The organism is Pseudomonas sp. PMCC200344, from assembly GCF_030053095.1.
In the GTDB taxonomy this organism is placed as follows: Bacteria; Pseudomonadota; Gammaproteobacteria; order Pseudomonadales; family Pseudomonadaceae; genus Aquipseudomonas; species Aquipseudomonas svalbardensis.
The window spans coordinates 4226435-4246577 of sequence record NZ_CP125618.1 but is presented as its reverse complement, the minus strand read 5'-3'; the positions used below and the strand labels follow the sequence as shown (position 1 = coordinate 4246577).

General features: G+C 51.5%; 25 protein-coding genes. 12 read left to right on the top strand and 13 right to left on the bottom strand.

All coding sequences use genetic code 11. The features are described from left to right. Nucleotides 1-437 precede the first annotated feature (437 nt). Both QFW87_RS19475 and QFW87_RS19470 read right to left on the bottom strand, forming a co-directional pair. Complete coding sequence (locus tag QFW87_RS19475; RefSeq protein WP_283188610.1) at nucleotides 438-845, bottom strand: hypothetical protein; 408 nt, start codon at nucleotides 843-845, stop codon at nucleotides 438-440. 128 nt (nucleotides 846-973) lie between these two features. Beyond that, entirely contained in the window at nucleotides 974-1399 is a 426-nt protein-coding gene (locus QFW87_RS19470; RefSeq protein WP_283188609.1) for a GNAT family N-acetyltransferase, read from the bottom strand. Nucleotides 1400-1802: 403 nt separating this feature from the next. On the opposite strand from QFW87_RS19470, the gene umuD reads away from it, so the two are divergent. The 3 genes from umuD to QFW87_RS19455 all read left to right on the top strand — a co-directional run bounded on the left by umuD (nucleotide 1803) and on the right by QFW87_RS19455 (nucleotide 4072). After that, the gene (gene umuD, locus QFW87_RS19465) at nucleotides 1803-2237 is read left to right on the top strand and encodes a translesion error-prone DNA polymerase V autoproteolytic subunit (RefSeq protein ID WP_283188608.1); all 435 of its coding nucleotides are present in this window, start codon (nucleotides 1803-1805) and stop codon (nucleotides 2235-2237) included. Then, nucleotides 2224-3504, top strand: a complete 1281-nt coding sequence (gene umuC, locus QFW87_RS19460) for a translesion error-prone DNA polymerase V subunit UmuC (RefSeq protein WP_283190937.1) — start codon at nucleotides 2224-2226, stop codon at nucleotides 3502-3504. Before umuD ends, umuC begins: the two co-directional genes overlap by 14 nt. A 205-nt stretch (nucleotides 3505-3709) precedes the next feature. Further along, entirely contained in the window at nucleotides 3710-4072 is a 363-nt protein-coding gene (locus QFW87_RS19455; RefSeq protein ID WP_283188607.1) for a VOC family protein, read from the top strand. Nucleotides 4073-4595: 523 nt separating this feature from the next. On the opposite strand, the gene QFW87_RS19445 is transcribed toward QFW87_RS19455, so the two are convergent. From QFW87_RS19445 to QFW87_RS19435, 3 genes are all read right to left on the bottom strand, one after another. Beyond that, the gene (locus QFW87_RS19445) at nucleotides 4596-5888 is read right to left on the bottom strand and encodes a sensor domain-containing diguanylate cyclase (protein ID WP_283188606.1); all 1293 of its coding nucleotides are present in this window, start codon (nucleotides 5886-5888) and stop codon (nucleotides 4596-4598) included. A gap of 2 nt (nucleotides 5889-5890) precedes the next feature. Beyond that, entirely contained in the window at nucleotides 5891-6250 is a 360-nt protein-coding gene (locus tag QFW87_RS19440; protein ID WP_283188605.1) for a PAS domain-containing protein, read from the bottom strand. Between the two features lie 230 nt (nucleotides 6251-6480). Continuing rightward, nucleotides 6481-7254, bottom strand: a complete 774-nt coding sequence (locus QFW87_RS19435; protein ID WP_283188604.1) for an EAL domain-containing protein — start codon at nucleotides 7252-7254, stop codon at nucleotides 6481-6483. Nucleotides 7255-8190: 936 nt separating this feature from the next. On the opposite strand from QFW87_RS19435, the gene QFW87_RS19430 reads away from it, so the two are divergent. The 4 genes from QFW87_RS19430 to QFW87_RS19415 all read left to right on the top strand — a co-directional run bounded on the left by QFW87_RS19430 (nucleotide 8191) and on the right by QFW87_RS19415 (nucleotide 11152). Beyond that, a complete protein-coding gene (locus QFW87_RS19430) occupies nucleotides 8191-8556 on the top strand; it encodes a histone-like nucleoid-structuring protein, MvaT/MvaU family (protein ID WP_283188603.1) in 366 nt (121 codons plus the stop codon). 574 nt (nucleotides 8557-9130) lie between these two features. Continuing rightward, entirely contained in the window at nucleotides 9131-9742 is a 612-nt protein-coding gene (locus QFW87_RS19425) for a TetR/AcrR family transcriptional regulator (RefSeq protein WP_166589622.1), read from the top strand. A gap of 21 nt (nucleotides 9743-9763) precedes the next feature. Further along, nucleotides 9764-10441 carry a glutathione S-transferase family protein gene (locus tag QFW87_RS19420; protein WP_283188602.1) on the top strand — a complete coding sequence of 226 codons (678 nt, stop codon included), beginning with the start codon at nucleotides 9764-9766 and terminating at the stop codon, nucleotides 10439-10441. A 12-nt stretch (nucleotides 10442-10453) separates the two neighbouring features. Continuing rightward, nucleotides 10454-11152, top strand: a complete 699-nt coding sequence (locus QFW87_RS19415; protein WP_283188601.1) for a glutathione S-transferase N-terminal domain-containing protein — start codon at nucleotides 10454-10456, stop codon at nucleotides 11150-11152. Nucleotides 11153-11209: 57 nt separating this feature from the next. Here the strand turns inward: QFW87_RS19415 and QFW87_RS19410 are convergent, their stop codons facing one another. From QFW87_RS19410 to QFW87_RS19390, 5 genes are all read right to left on the bottom strand, one after another. Then, entirely contained in the window at nucleotides 11210-11956 is a 747-nt protein-coding gene (locus QFW87_RS19410; RefSeq protein ID WP_283188600.1) for a YkgJ family cysteine cluster protein, read from the bottom strand. Between the two features lie 151 nt (nucleotides 11957-12107). Then, entirely contained in the window at nucleotides 12108-12581 is a 474-nt protein-coding gene (locus QFW87_RS19405) for a DoxX family protein (protein WP_094468396.1), read from the bottom strand. A 35-nt stretch (nucleotides 12582-12616) separates the two neighbouring features. Next, nucleotides 12617-13381, bottom strand: a complete 765-nt coding sequence (locus tag QFW87_RS19400; RefSeq protein WP_283188599.1) for a DNA-binding domain-containing protein — start codon at nucleotides 13379-13381, stop codon at nucleotides 12617-12619. Then, nucleotides 13378-14232 carry a DUF692 domain-containing protein gene (locus QFW87_RS19395; RefSeq protein ID WP_283188598.1) on the bottom strand — a complete coding sequence of 285 codons (855 nt, stop codon included), beginning with the start codon at nucleotides 14230-14232 and terminating at the stop codon, nucleotides 13378-13380. The genes QFW87_RS19400 and QFW87_RS19395 overlap by 4 nt, the downstream gene beginning before the upstream one ends. 28 nt (nucleotides 14233-14260) lie before the next feature. Beyond that, the gene (locus QFW87_RS19390; RefSeq protein ID WP_208668277.1) at nucleotides 14261-14551 is read right to left on the bottom strand and encodes a DUF2282 domain-containing protein; all 291 of its coding nucleotides are present in this window, start codon (nucleotides 14549-14551) and stop codon (nucleotides 14261-14263) included. 262 nt (nucleotides 14552-14813) lie between these two features. Here QFW87_RS19390 and QFW87_RS19385 point away from each other — a divergent pair, with 262 nt between their 5' ends. The 3 genes from QFW87_RS19385 (at nucleotide 14814) to QFW87_RS19375 (ending at nucleotide 16502) form a co-directional block, all read left to right on the top strand. Further along, nucleotides 14814-15386, top strand: coding sequence for a sigma-70 family RNA polymerase sigma factor (locus tag QFW87_RS19385; protein WP_283188597.1), 573 nt, complete (start codon nucleotides 14814-14816; stop codon nucleotides 15384-15386). Further along, on the top strand, nucleotides 15383-16024 hold the full coding sequence (locus QFW87_RS19380) for a DUF1109 domain-containing protein (protein ID WP_283188596.1): 642 nt from the start codon (nucleotides 15383-15385) through the stop codon (nucleotides 16022-16024). The genes QFW87_RS19385 and QFW87_RS19380 overlap by 4 nt, the downstream gene beginning before the upstream one ends. Nucleotides 16025-16136: 112 nt before the next feature. Further along, the gene (locus QFW87_RS19375) at nucleotides 16137-16502 is read left to right on the top strand and encodes a histone-like nucleoid-structuring protein, MvaT/MvaU family (RefSeq protein WP_283188595.1); all 366 of its coding nucleotides are present in this window, start codon (nucleotides 16137-16139) and stop codon (nucleotides 16500-16502) included. Between the two features lie 504 nt (nucleotides 16503-17006). Here the strand turns inward: QFW87_RS19375 and QFW87_RS19370 are convergent. Next, a complete protein-coding gene (locus QFW87_RS19370; protein WP_283188594.1) occupies nucleotides 17007-17240 on the bottom strand; it encodes a hypothetical protein in 234 nt (77 codons plus the stop codon). 360 nt (nucleotides 17241-17600) lie between these two features. Between QFW87_RS19370 and QFW87_RS19365 the strand changes: the two genes are divergently transcribed. Then, entirely contained in the window at nucleotides 17601-18404 is an 804-nt protein-coding gene (locus QFW87_RS19365; protein ID WP_283188593.1) for a CHAD domain-containing protein, read from the top strand. An 80-nt stretch (nucleotides 18405-18484) separates the two neighbouring features. Here QFW87_RS19365 and QFW87_RS19360 read toward each other — a convergent pair whose 3' ends face one another. Further along, on the bottom strand, nucleotides 18485-18667 hold the full coding sequence (locus QFW87_RS19360) for a hypothetical protein (RefSeq protein ID WP_283188592.1): 183 nt from the start codon (nucleotides 18665-18667) through the stop codon (nucleotides 18485-18487). Nucleotides 18668-18782: 115 nt separating this feature from the next. After that, nucleotides 18783-18995, bottom strand: coding sequence for a hypothetical protein (locus QFW87_RS19355; protein ID WP_283188591.1), 213 nt, complete (start codon nucleotides 18993-18995; stop codon nucleotides 18783-18785). A 266-nt stretch (nucleotides 18996-19261) separates the two neighbouring features. Here QFW87_RS19355 and QFW87_RS19350 point away from each other — a divergent pair, with 266 nt between their 5' ends. Next, nucleotides 19262-20035, top strand: coding sequence for a ParA family protein (locus tag QFW87_RS19350; RefSeq protein ID WP_283188590.1), 774 nt, complete (start codon nucleotides 19262-19264; stop codon nucleotides 20033-20035). Nucleotides 20036-20143 lie beyond the last annotated feature (108 nt).

Sequence of the window (20143 nt, the reverse complement as noted above, 5' to 3'; positions counted from 1 at the left end):
AATCTAGATGAGCGACCGGCAGAGATCGACCCCAAGCGGACGGTTCGCAGAAAGTGTAAAGCGAATGTTGCGCGCTTTTTACTGGGGCACTAGCTCCGACCACAAAATGCTGCGCCCGATTCCCCTCATTAGCGTTCCGTAGTCTTCAAACTTACCGACGTTGACTTCCTCTTGGCTTTTCCATGTCGCTTCACACTCTTCGCAGACCCACAGCAAGATATTCGTAGAACGGATACGCATAGCTTGGACTGAACCTTGACCGCACCTTTTGCACTCAACCGGCATTCTAATAATCTCGAATTATTTTCTGACGCAAACCAGGCCGACGTGTCCGCCTTTGGCCGATTTCTGCCTATCGCGACTGGCTGAAATCAACCCATAGGAGACGTTCATACCAGAGATTACAAATCCGTCTCCGCCGGTGATTGCCGGTGAATCTAAGCGTCAGATTCTTTTTTTGCTAGCCTGATGGCTGTGGTCATATGCGGTACAGCGTAGGCCTTGTACCAATGATTCATTCCTGCAATAGCTTTTTGAGCTGGTGCCGTGTCCGCTGCTCCGACCAATTCCGCACAAGCCTGCGCCATTGAGACAAGCATGCGTGCTGCTTCGGGAACGTAGGGAAGGTCATTTCCAGCCTCATGACGCTCACGAATGATCTGATAGCGAATGTTTTCCGGGAGCGTCCAGGCACTGATTAAAAACTCCTGAAGGGAGTAATGGACGCCTTTGATTTCCAAGGTCGCGGAGCGATGTTCTTCATTGAATCCTGCCGTTTCGATCTGCTCACAGCTATCGATGACAGTGCTCATCATTTCTCGAATTTGTTGCCAATCAGTTTTCATTCGAACTCCTTTTCAATGTTGTCTTTCGGCGGGATACGTTGAGCGTCTTTCTGTGGACAGGTGAAAGGCAACTTCTGGCCGAATGTGGTCTCCTACGAGGCAGCTATCGGGCCAAGATCAAAACGCTGTCAGCACAACGACTTCTGGTAGTAGAGCCGGGTATGTCCCGGTGGATAGTCTGCCAGGCGTCCGAATTCGGAGTAGCCAAGTTTTTGATAAAAGCCGGGGGCCTGAAAGCTGAAGGTCTCCAGCCAGATACCCGTGCAGTTCTTTTTCTGAGCGATATCTTCGGCCATGCGCATTAGCCGTTCTCCGATACCTTGGCCACGTATCGACTCGGGAACGCTGACAAGATCAATGAGCAGCCATCGATATGAGACCTTGCCGTACAGCCCGCCTATAACTTCGTTACTGTCAGGGTCTCGTAGCAACAGGGCAAATGTTTCATGGGCGTCGTTCCCACCGTTAGCCAGATTATGGGCCAGTAACGGAGTCAAAATTCCTAACCGCTCTGCTTCAGTCGCATTTTCCGAAAGCTGGATTTCTACAGACATGTCGCTCTCCCTGAGCTGTGAGTAACTGGGTCACCAAGGTAGCCCATTTCCGTCACCCCATGGTGAATCAGTAAATGCATCATTCGTCCGTTGTTTGGTGCGCTGAATGGCTGCTCTTGGCCGACTTCTGCCTGTCGCATGCCTTGTTCCTTGCCCAATTTGGTTTAGGGACAAACCAATGCGATTGGTGAGTTGCATGCAAACCGGTCAGCAGTGGAATGCAGTTCGCAACCTCGGACGGCACATCGAAATTCGGTCAGGTTTCAGCCTTCATGACTCCTGACCAACCTCCAAACGTCTTCCAAGAAAACCCATCGGTCGCAATTTTCCTCGCCCAAGATTGACCGCAAGCGCGCTTCGACGTTAACTGTATGCATATACAGTTTAGGTTAAGGCAACCTTCATGAGCGTTACCATCCTCGGCCCAATTGCAGAGGGGGGAGTTCAGCTTCCCTTCTACTCCTTCAAAGTCCCTGCGGGGTTCCCATCGCCGGCTGCGGATCACCTTGAGCAACACATCTCCATCGACGAGCTTCTGGACATTCGAGCACCGCATATCTACCTGGTGCGCATCGAGGGAAGCAGCATGGAAGGTGCTGGAATATTCGATGGTGATATGGCTGTGGTTGATCGCTCGATCACCGCTGAGCATGGGCACATCGTGATTGCGGCGGTGAATTGCGAGCCGGTCTGCAAGCGCCTTTGTAAGCGTGGGCCCAACATCATCTTGATGTCCGAAAACGTAGGTTACCCACCGCGATACATCCTCGAAGGCGATGAGTTGATTATCTGGGGTGTGGTGACATTCAGCGTACGTGCTCATGATCCGAAAGCCTGATCCTGTCTTCGCGCTTATCGACTGCAACAGCTTCTACGCGAGTTGTGAGCGAGTCTTTCGCCCAGATCTGGCGAAGACGCCGATCGTAGTTTTGTCGAATAACGATGGCTGCGTGATCGCCCGCAGCGCGGACAGCAAACCGTTTGTGAAAATGGGCGAGCCGTATTTCCAGATCAAGCACAAACTTAAGCAACACGGCATTGTCGCGTTCTCGTCGAACTATGCGCTTTACGGCGACATGAGTGAGCGCGTGATGAGCGTCATCGAGTCTATGGTGCCTGCCGTTGAGGTCTATAGCATCGATGAAGCCTTCGCGGATTTAACCGGTGTACCAGGAGATCTCGAGGCGTTGGGAAGACGTATCCGCGCCCAAGTTTATCGAAGCACCGGTATTCCAGTCGGAGTGGGTATCGCCGGCACGAAAACCCTCAGTAAGCTGGCCAATCACGCGGCAAAGAAATGGCAGGCTCAGAGCGGAGGTGTCGTCGATCTTCGTGATCAGGTCAAGCGGGATTGGGTACTGAAGAAATGCTCGGTGTCAGATGTATGGGGTGTCGGACGCAAGATGACTCTTCACCTAGAAGGCATGGGCATCAAGTCCGCCTGGGATCTCTCCAAGGCTGATGCTTGGATGCTTCGTAAAAAATTCAGCGTGGTAATCGAGAAGACGGCCCGTGAGTTGGCCGGTACGCCGTGCCTGGAGCTCGACGAGCCAGATCCGCCGAAACAGGAGATCTGCTGTTCTCGCATGTTTGGTAAGCGCCTTACCGAAATTGCGCCGATCAAAGAGGCGGTCGCCACATACATGATGCGAGCCACGGAGAAGCTCCGGGCTCAGCAGTCCCTATGCAAGAAGATCAGGGTCAGCATTCGCACCGGCATGTTCAATCCCGAGGAAGCGAAGTACGCCAATGGTGTGTTGGTGGAATTGCCGTACCCAACGGACGACGTTCGCTTGATGACGAAGGCGGCGGTGGAGGCTGTTGATCGAGTGTTCCGGCCAGGGTTCAAGTACAGCAAAGCAGAGGTGCTCCTGCTCAACCTTTGCCAGAAAGGGGAGTACACCGATGACCTTTTTTCGATTTCACAGCCGGTCGCTACAGAGAAAGTCATGGGCGTGCTGGATTCCATCAATGAACGGTGGGGTAGGGGAACACTGCGCTTGGCGAGTGTGCCAACCAATCCTGATTGGGGGATGCGTCGGGAGATGATGAGTCAGAGCTTTACGACGCGGGTTGATCAGCTGTGGATTGTCTACTCAAGGTGACAGGTTCATTTCTTTGTCACGGCATCATGTTGAAGATTTAAATCTGAATTATTGGAAATTATGGCTCAGTAATAATTATTGCTGCGCCATAATTTTCTCTGCCTCGGTGCATAAAAATTGGATTTGGCGCTCTTCTCGATGTCACAGTGGTGCTGGGGAAATGAGATTCCCATTGATTCATTAGTGACCTATGGGGGAGGAATCCATGCTCAGCTATCTGTTCATAGGCGCCAACGATGTAGAGGCATCTGCACGTTTTTACGATGCTGTTCTATCGCCACTTGGCTATGAGAAAGATCGATCCGAGGGACAATACTGTTTCTCGCTTCCCGAGACAGTGGACAAATCCAATGGGCCTGGAAGCATTCATATTGCTCGGCCCTTCAATGGCGAACGCGCTACGGTGGGGAATGGGATGATGCCGGCGCTGCGGGCCGAATCCAGAGCGAAGGTAGATGAAGTGCATGCTGCAGGCATTGCTAGCGGCGGGACGGATGAAGGTAAGCCTGGTGTCCGAGAGGCTTACACCGCCGACTTTTATGTCGCTTACCTTCGCGATCCAGTCTGAAACAAGATCGCCGTCTTCTTTAAAGGATAAGAAGCGCTCAGAGATGAGCTAAGAGGAATCGTTTCACTTCTCCTCTGCCACGGACGCGTCCAGAAGAGGGCCCGTGTTCAGGGACATATACCACTCTGCATACGGTCTATTGGCAGCCTGGTATCTATAGAAATCAGGGCTGCCACCGTCCCACCAAACAGGCCCGCGTTCTCCTAGCTTCACCGTGGTCTTCTGAATCTTTGCCCTTGCTGCAGACAACTGGTCAGAGTCCCCAGAGGCTTTTGATGCCTTTACCGCGCGACGATGCCATCAGGTCGTTGAGCAATCACATTCGTGCACCCTCACGCAGTAATGGTTTGCTGCAACGCCACAGTGGCCTGTTGACTACAAGTTAGCGACGCAAGGAGTCATTTGATTCATCTCTGAAACTCCACCAAGATTTTGTACCTCATCCAGAGACCAGTTGAATTTAACTCCAGAATTTCGGCTCGCTAATACATTCCTGAATCCTACTAAAGTCAGATACTCGTATTTAGGGAGCTGAATCAATATCAACTATGCAGTTTCTACCCTTGGCCTTTGCCAGGTAGAGCGCGCTATCTGCGGAGCTCAATAATTGCTTCAGGGTGGATCGCGATTCATTCATCGAAGTATAGCCAATACTAACTGTAATTTTTATTTCCAGCCCCTTAACATCTACGCTAGATGCTTCAATGGCACTCCTGAGCCGTTCTGCAATAATAGATGACTCAAGGCTATTGGTATTTGGCAGCATAACTACAAACTCTTCTCCGCCAAATCTGGCTATAGTATCTGCGGGTCGGAGAATTCCTTCGGCAACTTTAACAATAGACTTGAGAACTTCATCGCCGATAGGATGCCCCCAGCTATCATTCACTAGCTTGAAGTGGTCAGCATCTAACATGAGTATCGATATTGACTGTCTGTATCGATTTGCTCGAGCAAACGCTTTCTCTGCAAGGTTGAAAAAATGAGCGCGGTTAATTGCACCTGTGAGGTGGTCTTTAGTTAGCAAGTCAGCCAGATTCTCGCTCGACACCTTGCGCTCGGTAATATCTCGAAACACCACAGTATATCCAGAGAACTCATCATCCTCTTCACGCAAAACGGCGATCATTGCCTGAGCAAAAAAATTGTGCCCCGATTTGTGTTGGCAATAATAGTCTCGTGAATGCCAACCTTCCTCACGTGCGAATGCCAAATGTTCACCTAAAACGTGCACATCCATGGCGGAAAGATTACAGAAGTGGCGCAACGTCTCACCTATAGCCTCAGATTCCGAGTATCCCGTCAAACGCTCTGCTGAGGGACTCCAGCTATTAATCTCTCCCTGCTTAGTCAAACCGAGGACTGCGAAATCGTTAACAACAGTATAGATTGCGTCAAGCCATGAGTCGGTCTGCCTTAGCCTCCTTTCAGTCGCAACTTGGCAAGAGATATCAGTCAGAACTGTTATCAAAACATCGTCGTTGACCTTCACAATAGTACATGCCAGTACAACACCTCCGTCGGCTGCGGACGTCACGTGGATTCTATGGTTTACACATATTGATCCGCATGACTCTTTAAAACTTGTAACCAGGTTACGTAATTCAGGCGCAACGGAAGCAAGTGTTTCAAACAGATTCTCAAGGCCAATAGTCTTAACCAATGGCATCAACAATTGTGTTGCCATAGGATTAAGCATATCAATTTTTCCGCTGGGGTTGGTTCTTACCAGTCCTACGGGTGATAGATACATGAATGAAAGTAACGCTTCGTACTCTGACTCGATTGAGTCATTATCCTGCTCGATGCCACTCATTTTTATGCCCATTCAACCAGTAGGAAGCGGGTGTTATTATTGATTTTTTTAAGGAGTCTTAATCTGACGGGGATTGGCCGCATTCTAAGCGCCAGAACGTAAGAAATGATCACGTCTAACTCAGGTTCCTTCTCAAACCTTTGAGCGACCATGGCGTTATTCAGGCAAGGCGCAATTTCCAAAAATAAATTCTTACCTAAAACACGTGCCTGCCGCAAGCCCGCACTTGTAGCTTCAAAAGCATTGTAAGTCGTCACTTCTGAAGCGTCGTCAAAACCAATTATGCCGAAGTTTAGAGTATCCAGTTGATCAGGCGCGTCCAATAATGATTGTATAGATGCTTCTTCGAACGTAAGATTCATTTTCTATTCTCTCGCTAGGTTCGATATCAATTTGAGCACTTTCTGCCGGACTATCTTCAGTCAACTTTTGATGCAGGGTGCCCACCCTTTCTGCAACCAATATATGACAAGAACTAATTGCAAATTGTTATTCTAAGTTTGATCGGCCAAGTGAATAATGGCGGTGATGTCGCGGCTGTTCTCTTAGTCAAAAATTAAATATGGGCGATAAGATTCTGTAGGGTTTGTACTTATATCCAAGCGCTTGGATCGATGGGAGCCATTGCTTGGAATGCAGGTTTGGCGAACCAAAAACCTTGCATTAGAAAAATTCCGCAGTCGGTAAGAAAATCTCGCTCTTCCGAATTTTCTATACCTTCAGCAATGATTTTAACATCTAGATCGGCGCACATTATAACAATGCCACGCACGATAGCCTGGCGAGCGGAATCAAGATGAATATTGCGCACTAACGCAAGATCCAGCTTAATCAAATCCGGCTGAAAATCTGCTAATAGGTTCAACCCTGAATAACCCGCGCCAAAGTCATCAATTGCCGTTTTGAATCCAAACTCCCGGTATTTTGATAATATATTGGTTAGGTGGTGATTGTTATCAACATATTCGCTTTCAACCGTCTCGAAAATCAGCCGGTCGAGCGGGAAATTATTAATTCGTGCAGCTTCGAGTGTGCTTCGAATGCACAGTTCTGGACGGTACACAGCTTTGGGTAGAAAGTTAATCGATAGATGTTGGGTCATGCCGAGCTGCGCTGCAGTGGAAATAGCCCGAACGCGGCACAATTGATCGAATTGATAGCGATTCTGATCGTTGACTTTCTCTAGCACAGACAGCGCGCCTTCACCGTTGAGGCCCCGAACTAATGCTTCATGTGCAAAAATTGACTGATCACGTACGTCCACGATCGGCTGATAAGCGAAGGTGAAATCTAAATCCAGTTCTAAGGAGCTTTTGCATCCTTGGCAACCACTGGGCGAAGTCAATGAGCTCGGGAAAATGGTCACGTCGCACTCCAAAAAGTAGGATGTTATTTATATTATTTAGTTAATCCTGAACGTTGGAGTGAATAGTGAAATCACTCTGAGTGCCTTACTTAACTTTCCACTGGAGAATCGGAGTGTAGCAGTCTATTGCTGATTATTTTTTGCAGCGCGGTAAATATGTGTTTTTTAGCCAAAAGTATAAGACGATGGTTTTCGGAGGGTGTTGGCACGCAATTTGTATGCTTCCTTACGTTGTCCGATCTCGCAAATATCCTGAAGGCGTAAATGGGGGGAACGAGGGATTGTCATTCGGATGAGCTCAGGCAACACAAAGGGAGGGGCGATGGATATTCATTTGCCAAGCGGGCGAGGTGATCATGGTGCGCCCAGGTGTTGAGAACCAAATACTAGCAACCTTCGCTGATTTACTGCACGACGAGCTGTCAGCAGGTCGTAGACCAATCGCTGCCGCGCATCCTCACTCAGTGATGGGTTGGTGCATCGCCACTGCTGGCCGTTGACCACAAATAAGGAGCCTCAGCAGTTGTTTCGTAAATGTCAGGGACGCCTGGTAAATTCCAACAGCGGTGGGCAACCGCGCCACCAAGGGGATTCCCAGGTAGCTCAGATAATGAGCCACTGAGGTACTCAGCAGCTAAGTCTATACAATGCCGACAAACGACAGAATAACGAGTGCGATCACAACTGCTCCGACGATGTAGATAATATTGTTCATGATTTTACCTCCAATATCTGAATTAGATTTCGACACCAGTGAGTTAAGGTACCTAATATAAACGACACCTTGGCCCGCAGATCCGTTCCAAAAACTATTCAGCGCTACACTATCGCAACCCAACTCCTTATTTTCGATTCTTCAAAACTTTCTCGTCCCATCTTCATGCGCATCGGAGTTTTTGGTGTAACGTTAGGTCAACAATCACGGAGAGACTTCCCATGTCCAAACTCGCAGAATTTCGCCAGCTCGAAAAACACCTCGCCGAACAACTTCAAGCGCTCGAAGCTCTCAAAGGTGATGCTGGCCTCAAGAAAGAAATCGAATTTGAAACGAAGCTGCGCGCTTTGCTCGCTGAATACGGTTACAGCCTGTCGAACGTGATCAACTTGCTGGATCCTCAGGCTCGTCGTCGTGCTCCAGTAGCCGAGTCCAAAGGCGGCACGCGTAAGCCACGCCAAGTGAAGATCTACAAAAACCCTCATACCGGCGAAGTCGTCGAAACCAAAGGCGGCAACCACAAAACGCTTAAGGAATGGAAAGCTGAGCACGGCTCCGCGACCGTTGAGTCCTGGCTGACCAAGTGAGTTTGGTTTGAGTACAAGAGAGGGCCCTTCGAGGGCCCTTTTTGTTGGGCGGCCTTTCCATCGCGTTATAGAAGTGAGTCGTCATGAGTTGCATGAGCGCTCATTTCAGTAAGCGTTCCGGGAACACACCTTCCGAACCCCCGCATTAAGGCGATGGTGTCCGCGTATTTTGAGTGGACGCAAAACGTTATAGCTCTGGAAGCGCGGCAAAATCGTGTTCGAGTATCTATAGGATGGCTTCGGGGCCTGTCGGTGTTACCTCTCTTATTCCCGATATCGCTGGCCGATGGTGCTTCAAGCTACCAATCACACTTATCCTGCTTGTAGTGGTTGCAACCTATTTGAACTCCATCTGGTCTCGCTTTTGGAGCGAGCCTTCCTTGAGTTACTAGATTGAAACCCGAATCCGTCAACCAGTAGCCTCGCAACGGAAGCCCTGATGCTTGCGGGGTAGGGCTCAACCCCTTGGTTACAGCGCAAACCCGAAAAATACGGAATCGAAAATTCGTTTTGTGTCGATCGATACAAAACACGTGTTATGGTCTGTTACAAACCTGCAGAGATTATTCAGTCAATGGCCCGCCCTCGTACATTCGATGAGTCAATGGTTCTAAGCGCCGCAGTCGAAGCATTCTGGACGCATGGATATGAGGGCACTTCCACCCGAGATCTGGTCAAGGCAACAGGCCTAAACCAGCCAAGCCTGTACAACGCCTTTGGCGATAAACGCAGTCTTTATCGTCGTTCCCTTGATCACTATCTGGAATGCAGCGTGCGTGAGCGAATTCAGCGTCTTGAAGGCTTGCCTCATTCTGGAATGGCCATTACCAGGTTTTTTGCAGAACTGGTAGATCGCACGCTGAACGATCCCCTTCATCGCGGATGCCTGCTGGTGAATTCGGCCATCGAGGCGAGAGCAGATGACGCAGACTTGCGTCAGGCAGTGGTAGATGAGCTCCAGACAATTCGAAGTTTTTTTGAAGGCCGGCTGGTTGCCTTCACCACGCAACGCGACGTTGCTGGAGAAGTCGATGCAACGGAGGGCGCCAATCTCCTCCTTAGCGTATTGCTAGGCGTTCGAGTGTTGGCGCGAATTAATCCTGATCCTGCGTGTGTCACAGACGCTATTGGTATTGCACTCAAAAGTCTTGGGCTTCCGCCCCTGGCACTTTGCGACATTCACTGACCGCCACTACACGGAGTCAACATGATCAAGTTCTACTATCACCCGTCACCCAACCCCGCAAAAGTTGCGCTTTTCCTCGAGGAAGCAGGTCTTGCGTACGAACTCATCCCTGTCGATACCCGCAAAGGAGAGCAGCACGATCCGGCGTTTCTCAAGATCAACCCAAACGCCAAGACACCGGCTTTGGTTGACGGCGACACCGTAGTGTTCGACAGCAACGCCATACTGCTTTACCTGGCGGAAAAGAGCGGAAAATTCCTACCTGCTGACAATCTGAAAGCCCGTGGAGAAATGTATTCTTGGCTCATGTTCGTCGCGACTGGCATCGGCCCGTACTCTGGTCAGGCAGTGCATTTCAAACACTTCGCCCCCGACCCCAAAGATTACGCCGTTACCCGTTACACCTTCGAAGCCTGGCGTCACTGGACGATCATCAACGACCGCCTGGCAAACATGCCTTACATGTTAGGAAATGAGTACACGCTGGTGGATATGGCGGTGTGGGGCTGGGCGCGAGCAGTACCTTTCATCCTGGGTGACGAAGTTTGGGGGAAACTTCCAAACGTCAAACGGCTCCTTGATGAAATCAATGCGCGACCGGCAGCCCAGCGAGCTGAAGCACTGAAGACCCAGCACAGTTACAAGACCGAAATGGATGCTGACGCCCGTAAAGCGATGTTCCCTCAGATTATTCAGTAGAGGTGCAAGATCATGATCGACCTGCATTACTGGACTACCCCTAACGGGCACAAAATTTCCATGTTCCTTGAAGAGTCGGGCCTGCCTTATCGCATCGTGCCGGTGAACATTGGGAAAGGGGAGCAATTCACGCCTTCATTTTTAAAAATTGCTCCCAATAATCGTATTCCAGCCATTGTCGATCATGTGCCACTGGACGGTGGTCAGCCGTTGTCAGTCTTCGAGTCGGGCGCCATTTTGTTGTACCTGGCAGATAAAACTCATCAGTTCATTCCTGGCGATCTACGAGGGCGCAACGAAACCTTGCAGTGGTTGTTCTGGCAAATGGGTGGGTTGGGGCCGATGGCGGGGCAGAATCATCACTTCGTACAATACGCTCCGGTGCCAATTCCCTATGCGCAGGAGCGCTACGTCAAGGAAACCGCTCGATTGTATGGCGTGTTGAATAAACACTTGGCGGATGGCCGTGACTACATCGCTGGCGACTACAGCATTGCCGACATGGCCAGTTATCCATGGATTGTGCCCCACGTCCGGCAGCAGCAAGAGCTTGCCGACTTCCCTCATTTGGCTCGCTGGTTTGAGCGAGTAGGTGATCGACCTGCGACAAAGCGTGCATATGCGATGGCGGAACGAATCAACACCGCTCCGGTCGTCGACGAGGAAACACGCAAGCTGCTATTCAATCAGGACGCGAGCACGGTTCGATAAGCGATCGTTGGTGAAGATCAATCCATCATACATTTATGGTCAGTCTGTGAAGGCAGTTCATAAAGTATGGAAGATGTAATCGGTGGAATCTTTGGCAGCCATTGCTAGATTCGCCATGGCCAATCGTTCATTGAGTGATGGATCATCGACCCGTACTAGCCACTCATAATCTGGATGATCCTCTGAGTTACCTATGGCGCTGTCTATCGCCTCTAGCAAATTTGTCCGAGGCGGAAAATAAACGGCCAGCGCATTGTCTTTCCAGCTCGCCACATTTAATCCCAGATGCGCACAAATGGCGACTTTGCTTGTGGCGTCGGAGTTGTCTGCCAGTCGAGACTGATGGATGAGCGCTTCTAGCGCTGGATTGGCTCGTCCATCGGTACATAGAATATCGTTGCTCTCCCACGCTTCTGGCGGGCACACCTTGTTGTCTTGGCGTAACGGGATAAATGGGTTGATTTCCATTGGATAAATTCGACAAACCAACGGGCGCTCGTCGTAGATACCGCACAGATTATCCGCTCTGAGGTTGGGACATTGCTCGAGGGCTTTGCCAGCAAATACGGCGATGACGTTTATCCGTGCATCGCCACAACGAACGCTTACCGACCGACCTTTGGCGTGGGCGAATTCCTCTGATGAACGAGGCCAGTTCGATTCATCGAAGGCTTCGACAATCACTGCGACTTCATCCCCCCGAGTCAGCCACTGTTGTGCCTCAGCTAACGTCAACGGTATCAGTCTGCCTTTGCAGCAAATTCCGCAGCCTACACAGGAAAATCGGACGGCATTACTTTGCATGTGAATTACCTGGAAGTTGCAGCCCTACGGAAGGCGGGCGTTGCACTGGCGTGATTTGCGGAGCACGGAGAACGAAGCGTTTAGCGGTACACGGGTTGCCGAAAACCATGAACAAGGTTGCTTTCTGCAACCATGCTCAATGGTGAAGGTTTCATCGGATGCCCAGCCGCCGATCAAGTGAAAGTGATCCAGCCCCGCGCGCAACTATGAGCAGCAGTAGGCCTGCCCAAGAGAGGTGAGTTGGCCAGGCATCGGGGTACACAAACACTTCGATTACAAAGGTCATGCCCAGCAATGCCAATGCTGATAGACGGGTAAACAGACCCAGCACCAGAAGCACAGGAAACAGATGCTCGCTGTACGTCGAGAGGTGCGCCGCCAGTTCTGGAGAGATCAACGGCAATGCGTACTCCGTACGGAAAAGCTCGTATGTGCTCGGAGTGATTGTCATAAAGTCCGAGACTTTGGTGCGTCCGGACATGAAGAAAATGGCGGCAATAGCAATGCGCGCCACCAGAACCAAAAACGAATCGCCGATGAGTGTGCTCAGCCGGTTCGCGACGAGATTCCAGAGTCCGCGCAGGGAGTGGTCAGCGGCGGGTGAGCGGGTTTGGAGAGTGTCCATGTCGTGCTCCTTTAATGATGTCAGTAACCGGTTTTTCAGGAGGAAAGACCCAAGTCCATAGAAACGAATGCATCGGCACTCACCAGGCGGATAATGAGATTCTCCAGATTCAGGTCTGGTTCGGCTTCAATGGCTTTATCTGCCGCGAGATCGAGGGGCAGGTGCGCTGTACAGACGTCGAGAAAGGCACAATCAGCAGCACTGGCGGGTTGCCAATGCACGCGACCGGCTTTACGTGTCAGCAGCGCGCCTTCGCCTTGCCATTCGAGTTCCTCTGGCATTTCCAGTTGTTCGCGATTGACACGCCATATCGTGTAGGCCGGGCAGTCAGGTAACCAGAGCCAACCGGCTGCGGCCCTTGGTTTCAGCCACAAATTGCCAAGTTCTGTCTCGGTAAACTGCGACAAGTCGCTCAGCTCCAGACCCGGTTCATCAATGGCGCAATGAACGTGTGTCCAGAGCAAATCCAGCCGGGCGACACCGCCTAAGTAAGGCATTTCTCGCGCAGGCTCAAATTCGTCGAGAAAGCGGGGGAAGTCGGTGCCGTAGTGCAGCAACCGGGCATCCGTTGGCGGCGAAAGGCGTGCGTATATCGCGACCGCACTTCTGAGCCAGTCAGTGCCCACCAGGCGCTCAACAGTTGGAAAGTTGGCGAGCAGCGCATCAGTCGAACCCTTGAGTACTGTATTGCGATACACCGTAAAACCGGGTTGAGTGGTAAGTGAGTCCATGAGGGATGATTCGCTGCCATACAACGCATCCACGAATGCATCCTGAAAACTCGCAAGGGATGGTTTCATATCGCCACCTGCAATCGCTGGTTTTGCCCAAGGTTCAACACGGTCTGTGCCCGGTTGCGTTCGGCCAGTAAAACGTCGAAGTCAGGGATATGATCATCACGTTCAATCAGTGTAGGGCGCAGGCCGATCCTCTCGATCAGACGTCGATACAAAGACCAGACGTCCTCGGCGATAGGGGCATCGTGGGTATCAATCAGTAACGTGGAGTTGCCAGGATCTTCGGCGAATCCTGCTAGATGAATCTCCATGATCGCTTTCGCCGGAAACGCATCCAGATAGGTAGCCGCATCGAACCCCAGGTTATGGGCGCTGATGTGCACGTTATTCACATCCAGCAGCAAACCGCAGCCCGTTCGCCGACTCAGCTCGGTGAGAAAGTCGAGCTCGCTGTAGTCATGTCCATCGAAGTGCAAATAGTGGGTCGGATTTTCGATCGCAATGCGACGTCCGAGGATATCTTGTGTGCGTTGAATATTGCCTGCGATGCGCTGCAAGGCTTCTCCGGTACGGGGAAAGGGCAGTAGGTCAGGATGGTACTTTCCGCGCCAGGTTGACCACGCCAGATGCTCGGAGATTAAGGCCGGTTGAACGCGATCCGCGAGCATTTTCAGACGTTTCAAATGCTCTTCGTCCGGCGGGCAATCGGCGGCCAGTGATAGCGATACACCATGCAACGACAGTGGGTGTCGCTCACCAATGGCTTCCAGCCATGCCAAACGGGGGCCACCGCCAACCATGTAGTTTTCCGGATGAACTTCGAACCAGAGACCCTCGACGGTACACTCGAGGGCGTCCTCATAATGGTTCGGTTTGAGACCGAGTCCGGCCCCGATCTGGAATGGCTTATTCATGATTGGCGTGTGCCCCATGGTGACGGTATTACATAGGTGTGAGGGTGCCGGTGCCTTTTGGCGTCTTGATGCTGGTGCAAGTACCCGCTGGAACGTTTTTCCAGGCGTTAGGCTGGTAGTCCATTTTGGCAGTGCCTGCACAGGTGGTGCCGGCGCCGGCTTTGCAATCGTTGTGACCAGCCATGGCAACGCCGTAACATTTTTCCATGGCACCTGCTTTATCCATGGAACCGGCTGCGGTTGGGGTCTCTGCGGCAATGGCGCCAGCGGCGAAGGAAGAAAAGGCAACGGCGAGGGCGGCAAGTTTCAGATTGTTCATGGCTGTTACTCCGGGATCATGGGGATGGGTCGTCGTATCAGTGCAGGATGCTCTGTACTTGCGATCCGATAAGTAGTTCGCTGGCTTCTCCTTTCCGGTTACAGCCACCACAAAATATTTTTCAAAACCTTTTCATAAGCCGCAAACAAGGTTGATTGTTGCCTTACGTCCTTGAGCGCAAGCATCATCCGTTGCCTGTCGTCAGGGCTGGCGTTGAATAGGTACAAAAAAATTTTTACTCCTCGTGTAACCAGGGCGGACGATGGAACGAACTACATGTAACGACGCGTTGCGCAGCCGAGAGATGCAGCTTCAGGCTCTGTTCCTCGCAGGCCTTGAGGGCGACGAGCGGGCTTATCGCTCGTTCCTGTCGGTGTTAAGTGGTCATGTACGCGGCTTTTTGCGCGCCCGGCTGCGACGCCAGCCCAGTGAAATCGAGGACTTGCTGCAAGAGGTGCTGCTGGCCGTGCATAACGGTCGCCATACGTATCAGACGGATCAACCCCTGACGGCGTGGGTTTTTGCCATCACCCGCTACAAACTCACAGATTTTTTCCGAGGACGGTCGCGCCATGAGGTCTTCAACGACACCCTCGACGATGCGGCGGAACTGTTTGCCGAGCCTCACCTTGAACCGGCGCAGGCCAGTCGCGACCTGGGCAAGTTACTTGAGCAATTACCTGAGCGTCAGCGTCTGCCGATCATGCACGTGAAGCTTGAGGGATTGTCCGTCACAGAAACTGCGCAAATGACAGGATTGTCGGAGTCAGCCGTTAAGATCGGCGTCCATCGCGGGCTTAAAGCGCTGGCACTGAAGATTAGAGGTGCACTATGAAAACTGATGATTTTATTGGCATGCTCGCCTCCGGGATCACCCCGGTAGACCGGCATGCGCTTGCCAAACGCTTCAGTGTTGCGGTGCTGGCAGGGCTTGTAGTTGCCACCTTGCTGGTGACGATCATATTGGGTGTCCGCCCAGACCTGGCCACAGTTGCAACAACCCCTATCTTCTGGGCGAAGATCGCCTTCCCGCTGAGTCTGATGATCGGCGCTCTGAGCGTGGTGACGCGACTGGCAAGACCTGGAGTAACTCCGGGCACCGGGAGCCTCGTGATCGGTGCAGCGGTGGCAGCGGTGTGGGCCGGTACCCTCTATGTCCTCATGACTGCAGTTCCCGATACGCGCGTCGCGATCATTCTGGGTAAGACTTGGCGGGTATGCGCGATGAACATCACCTTGCTCTCGATTCCTGGGTTTATTGCTGTTTTCTGGGCCCTACGCGGGATGGCCCCGACGCGACTGTCACTGACGGGTGCCTGTGGTGGATTATTGGCGAGTGCGATGGCTACGATTGCCTATTGCCTGCATTGCCCTGAAATGGAGGCTCCATTTTGGGGGGCCTGGTATTTGCTGGGTATGTTAGTTCCGACTGCCTTAGGCGCATTACTAGGGCCGCGATGGCTTCGCTGGTAGCAATAATGGTTGATAATGCCTCGGTGGCTCTTCATGGATTTTCGCTCCAAGCGCAAAAGATTTGTTAGCCGAGCGCTTTTTTCGTACATACAAATCACATATGAGATTTACCATGTCCAAACTCGCAGAATTCCGCCAGCTTGAAAAACACCTTGCTGAGCAACTTCAAGCTCTCGAAGCCCTGAAAGGCGATGACGGCCTGAAGAAAGAAATTGAATTTGAGACCAAACTGCGCGCGTTGTTGGGCGAGTACAGCTACAGCTTGAAGGACGTGATCAATCTGCTCGATCCGCAAGCTAGTCGTCGTGCCCCTGTAGTCGAGGCAAAATCTGGCGCTCGCAAGCCTCGTCAGGTGAAGGTCTACAAAAACCCTCACACCGGTGAAATCGTCGAAACCAAAGGTGGCAATTACAAGACGCTGAAAGAGTGGAAAGCGCAGTACGGCTCCGCCACGGTCGAGTCCTGGCTGACCAAGTGATCTTGGATTGAGTACAAACAAAGGGCCCTTTGTGCTACCCGCTTAGCGGGGATGAAGGCCCGCACAGCTTGATGAACAATGCTGATAGAGCACTGTATCGAGCAAAAGCGCAGGGACGTAATCAAGTCGCTGTTGCTGAATAGGTTTGTGGGGGCAGGTTGGTACGATGACGGGGCCAGCTTGCCAGCACTACTTCAATTTCAGCATCGTCTATAAGTCCAACAGGATATCGTTGCAAAAGCGCGATTCTGTACTCCGCCGTTTGCACCTCCAACATTTGGCTTCTCCAGAGCGCGCCGATTATTCTCTTTCGTGAGTCTACGTTTGCAGCTAAACGTCGAATTTTTACCCGGCACTCTGCGTTCATAAAAATCACCCTCTAGCGTGTTGGCGAGGGAAAGCTACGGGGGTTGTGTGACAGAAATAAGACGGGCGGGCGATGTCAGATTAAAGGCAATTTTCGAAAGCCAAGCTGGCCTTCCGACAACGCTGGGCTCCGTCATTTCATCCTCCTTGAGCTGCAGCAACCTGGTGTTGAATCGCGTCGAGATATTGAGATTTCAATTGGTTGGCCAACGGGCCGAGTATCGGATTGGCTTTAAAACCCACCAGAAGCGTATCTATGACTACAGTAACCCTCTCAATGGCCGCGTCGACGCTTGAAGGGATAAAGGGATCAAAGCTGATAGTCTCCAGCTCCACATCGAGCTGCTTCAATACCGGCTCTGCCTCTTGCATTTGAGCGCGAACCACGTCTAGCTATGCATCCATAGCTAATCCTTGGGTGTGTTAATGTCAAGATTCCATTTGAGATCAGGTGATCTTGAAATTGATCAGGGCTCGGAGCGAAAGAGCCAGATCACCCACTGACTTAAAGCTGAAACCTGATTGTAGGCTGCGGTGAACACGCGTTGTAGTAGGCGGCCTCCCTTGTAGGCAGCGCAGCGAGCCCTGGACGTATTGTATTCGGGAGTAGAGCGTTGATTTTGAAGAGATGCAATCGAACCGGAAAGCACTTTTTGATCCGTGTGCAGGGGCTGGTAGGGCTCCTGGCCTCTGCTAACCTCATCGCACAACCTCTCAATGGGATCTCACTGAATGTCATTTGTAGACAAGTTCGTGGCCGAGATATTGACCCTTCAGGTCGCTGTATATCACGCGTACGCTCGTTTGGAGTCCCGTACCGATAGCGAAGCGTTGCACGATCTGAGGATAGCCGTCAGGCGTATCAGGAGTTTGTTGAAGCCATTCCGGTCAATGGATGAAGTTATCGCTTTGAACAATGCTGCGGCAGAGGTCGGGAGGCAGACGACACCGGCCCGCGACCTGGAGGTGATGATTCAAGAGCTTGAAGAGAGAGATTTTCCGAGGCAGGCACAATCTAGAGCGTCTCGATTAGGCTCAAGCTACGACGAAATTGTTAACGGCTCGCCCATCAAAAACCTATTGATTCAACTGGATAATTGGCCGTCGAACTTTCGTTTGGCTGAGGTCAATGGTGAGTTGAAGCATATTCAGCCTCAAATTGAAAAAACGCTGCGAAAACAGATTGATCGATTACATGCTGCCGTAGATGACGTTCAATTTGATCGGCATGAATTGAGAATACTGGTCAAACGAACCCGTTATCTGACCGAAGCGTTCCCCAAGTTATCTCCCTTGTCGAGGGACGCAGCCAGATCACTAAAGGAGCTGCAATCAGCATTGGGCTCTTGGCATGACCATTATCAGTGGTGCCAAAAGGCGCTGATCGAATCTGACCTACTCCCACTGGAAAAGGTCTGGCAACGCTGCGCAGCTACTGCACTCGAAACAGCCGAGATCCAGTTGAAAGACTTGGCAACGCGGCTTCCAAAATCTTCGGGCAAAAAAAAGCCGCCTAAAATGGCAGCAGAGGAATGAGCGCGCGTTGAATGGCCTGAGTGTTACGCCCAAGAAGTTACAAGGCGATGATTGGTTTTTGTCCATCGAAGCCGGGGCACTTAAGACAGCTCAACCATTGGTCTGTTTATGCTGATAGGCAAAGGGTGGGACGCGTTTATACGACCTTCCAGCCTTTTGACGAAGGCTTCGGCTTCGGCATAGCTGCGAAATTTGACGCACCATGCATCCATCCACACTAGCCAACCTTCGGGAGTGTCTGCTTCTTCGATTTTGATCAGCATCACTAGAATCCTTTCATGGGGTAGCACAGGTCAATGACGAGCCTGAAAAAAGCTCGTACCCTTTCGACGCCTAAGTATCGACTCTCAAGTGATCCAGAGAATTGGGTGGTAGGATTCATCTGATGGCTTTTCTCAGTGCCTCAACGCCCTTTCTGACGGATTCGGCATTCAAGTCGAGCGTGGCAATTGCGCCAAGGGCGTTGCTGGAAACGCCAGTAGATCCCCTTTGATCTATCCACATTGCTATCGATTCAATAGCGTCGGCAAGCGCGAGTTGGTTTTCGTGGAGGGTTTCGAGTATGTCCGGCAGTTGGGGAAGGGATGACATGGCGACATTTCCTCAGGGCGAAATTAAAGCCTAGCAGTGTCAAACCGAGCTTGCCGGAGTATCAAGGCCATTCAGCTAGGTTGTACAACCGACAGTAATCCTCCCAATATCATGTTGCGCTGCCCGAGGCACCGCTACGCGATGGCCAGGGCAATCAATTGCTCCAGATACGATAAGCTAGCTAGAGGAATCAAAGGCCTGATCAGGCTGGCCGGTAAACTCACAGGAAGAGACATGTCCACATACGTCAAATTTTTGGACATTTCATGAGACGCGTTGTATTCAATCAAAAAGGTGGCGTCGGCAAATCCAGTATCGCTTGTAACCTCGCGGCCATCAGTGCCTTCGAGGGGTATCGCACATTGCTGATAGATTTGGATGCCCAAGCAAATGCTACCCACTATTTGACTGGTCTCAGCGGAGAGAATGTCCCCCTGGGGATCGCTGATTTCTTCAAGCAGACGCTGTTCCCCGGCCCGGCCTCGAAGAAGGCTCAAGCACATATCCATGAAACGCCCTTCACCAATCTGCACTTAATCGCCGCCTCGTCGGAGCTGAGTGATCTGCAACCCAAGCTCGAGACACGCTATAAAATTCAGAAGCTCAGCAAGCTGCTCGACCGGCTTGATGAAGATTATGAGCGGATCTACATGGATACTCCGCCGGGCCTGAATTATTACAGCGTTTCGGCGCTGATTGCCGCTGACCGCTGTTTGATCCCTTTCGACTGCGACAGCTTTTCTCGCCAGGCGATTTACGGTGTGCTGAGAGAGATCGAGGAGATCAAAAGCGATCACAACGAGAGGCTGGAAGTTGAAGGCATCGTTGTTAACCAGTACCAAGCTCGCAACGCACTGCCGCAACGACTGCTCGATGAATTGATTGCCGAGAAGATGCCGGTGCTGCCAGCGTATCTGATGAGTTCGGTGAAGATGCGTGAGTCCCATCAGGCAAGCAGGCCGCTGATCTACCTGGAACCGCAACACAAGCTCACCCGGCAATACGTGGAGTTGTTCAACTTACTTGAAAGCCTTGCCTGAACAGGGCTACCTACTGCCTGTCGTGGTCACTACGCTACATCAAGTTAATGATGCAGTGGAAAGCCTAGAATGCTTGCGTGGGATCTTGAATCGCCCAGTGTGCAACGT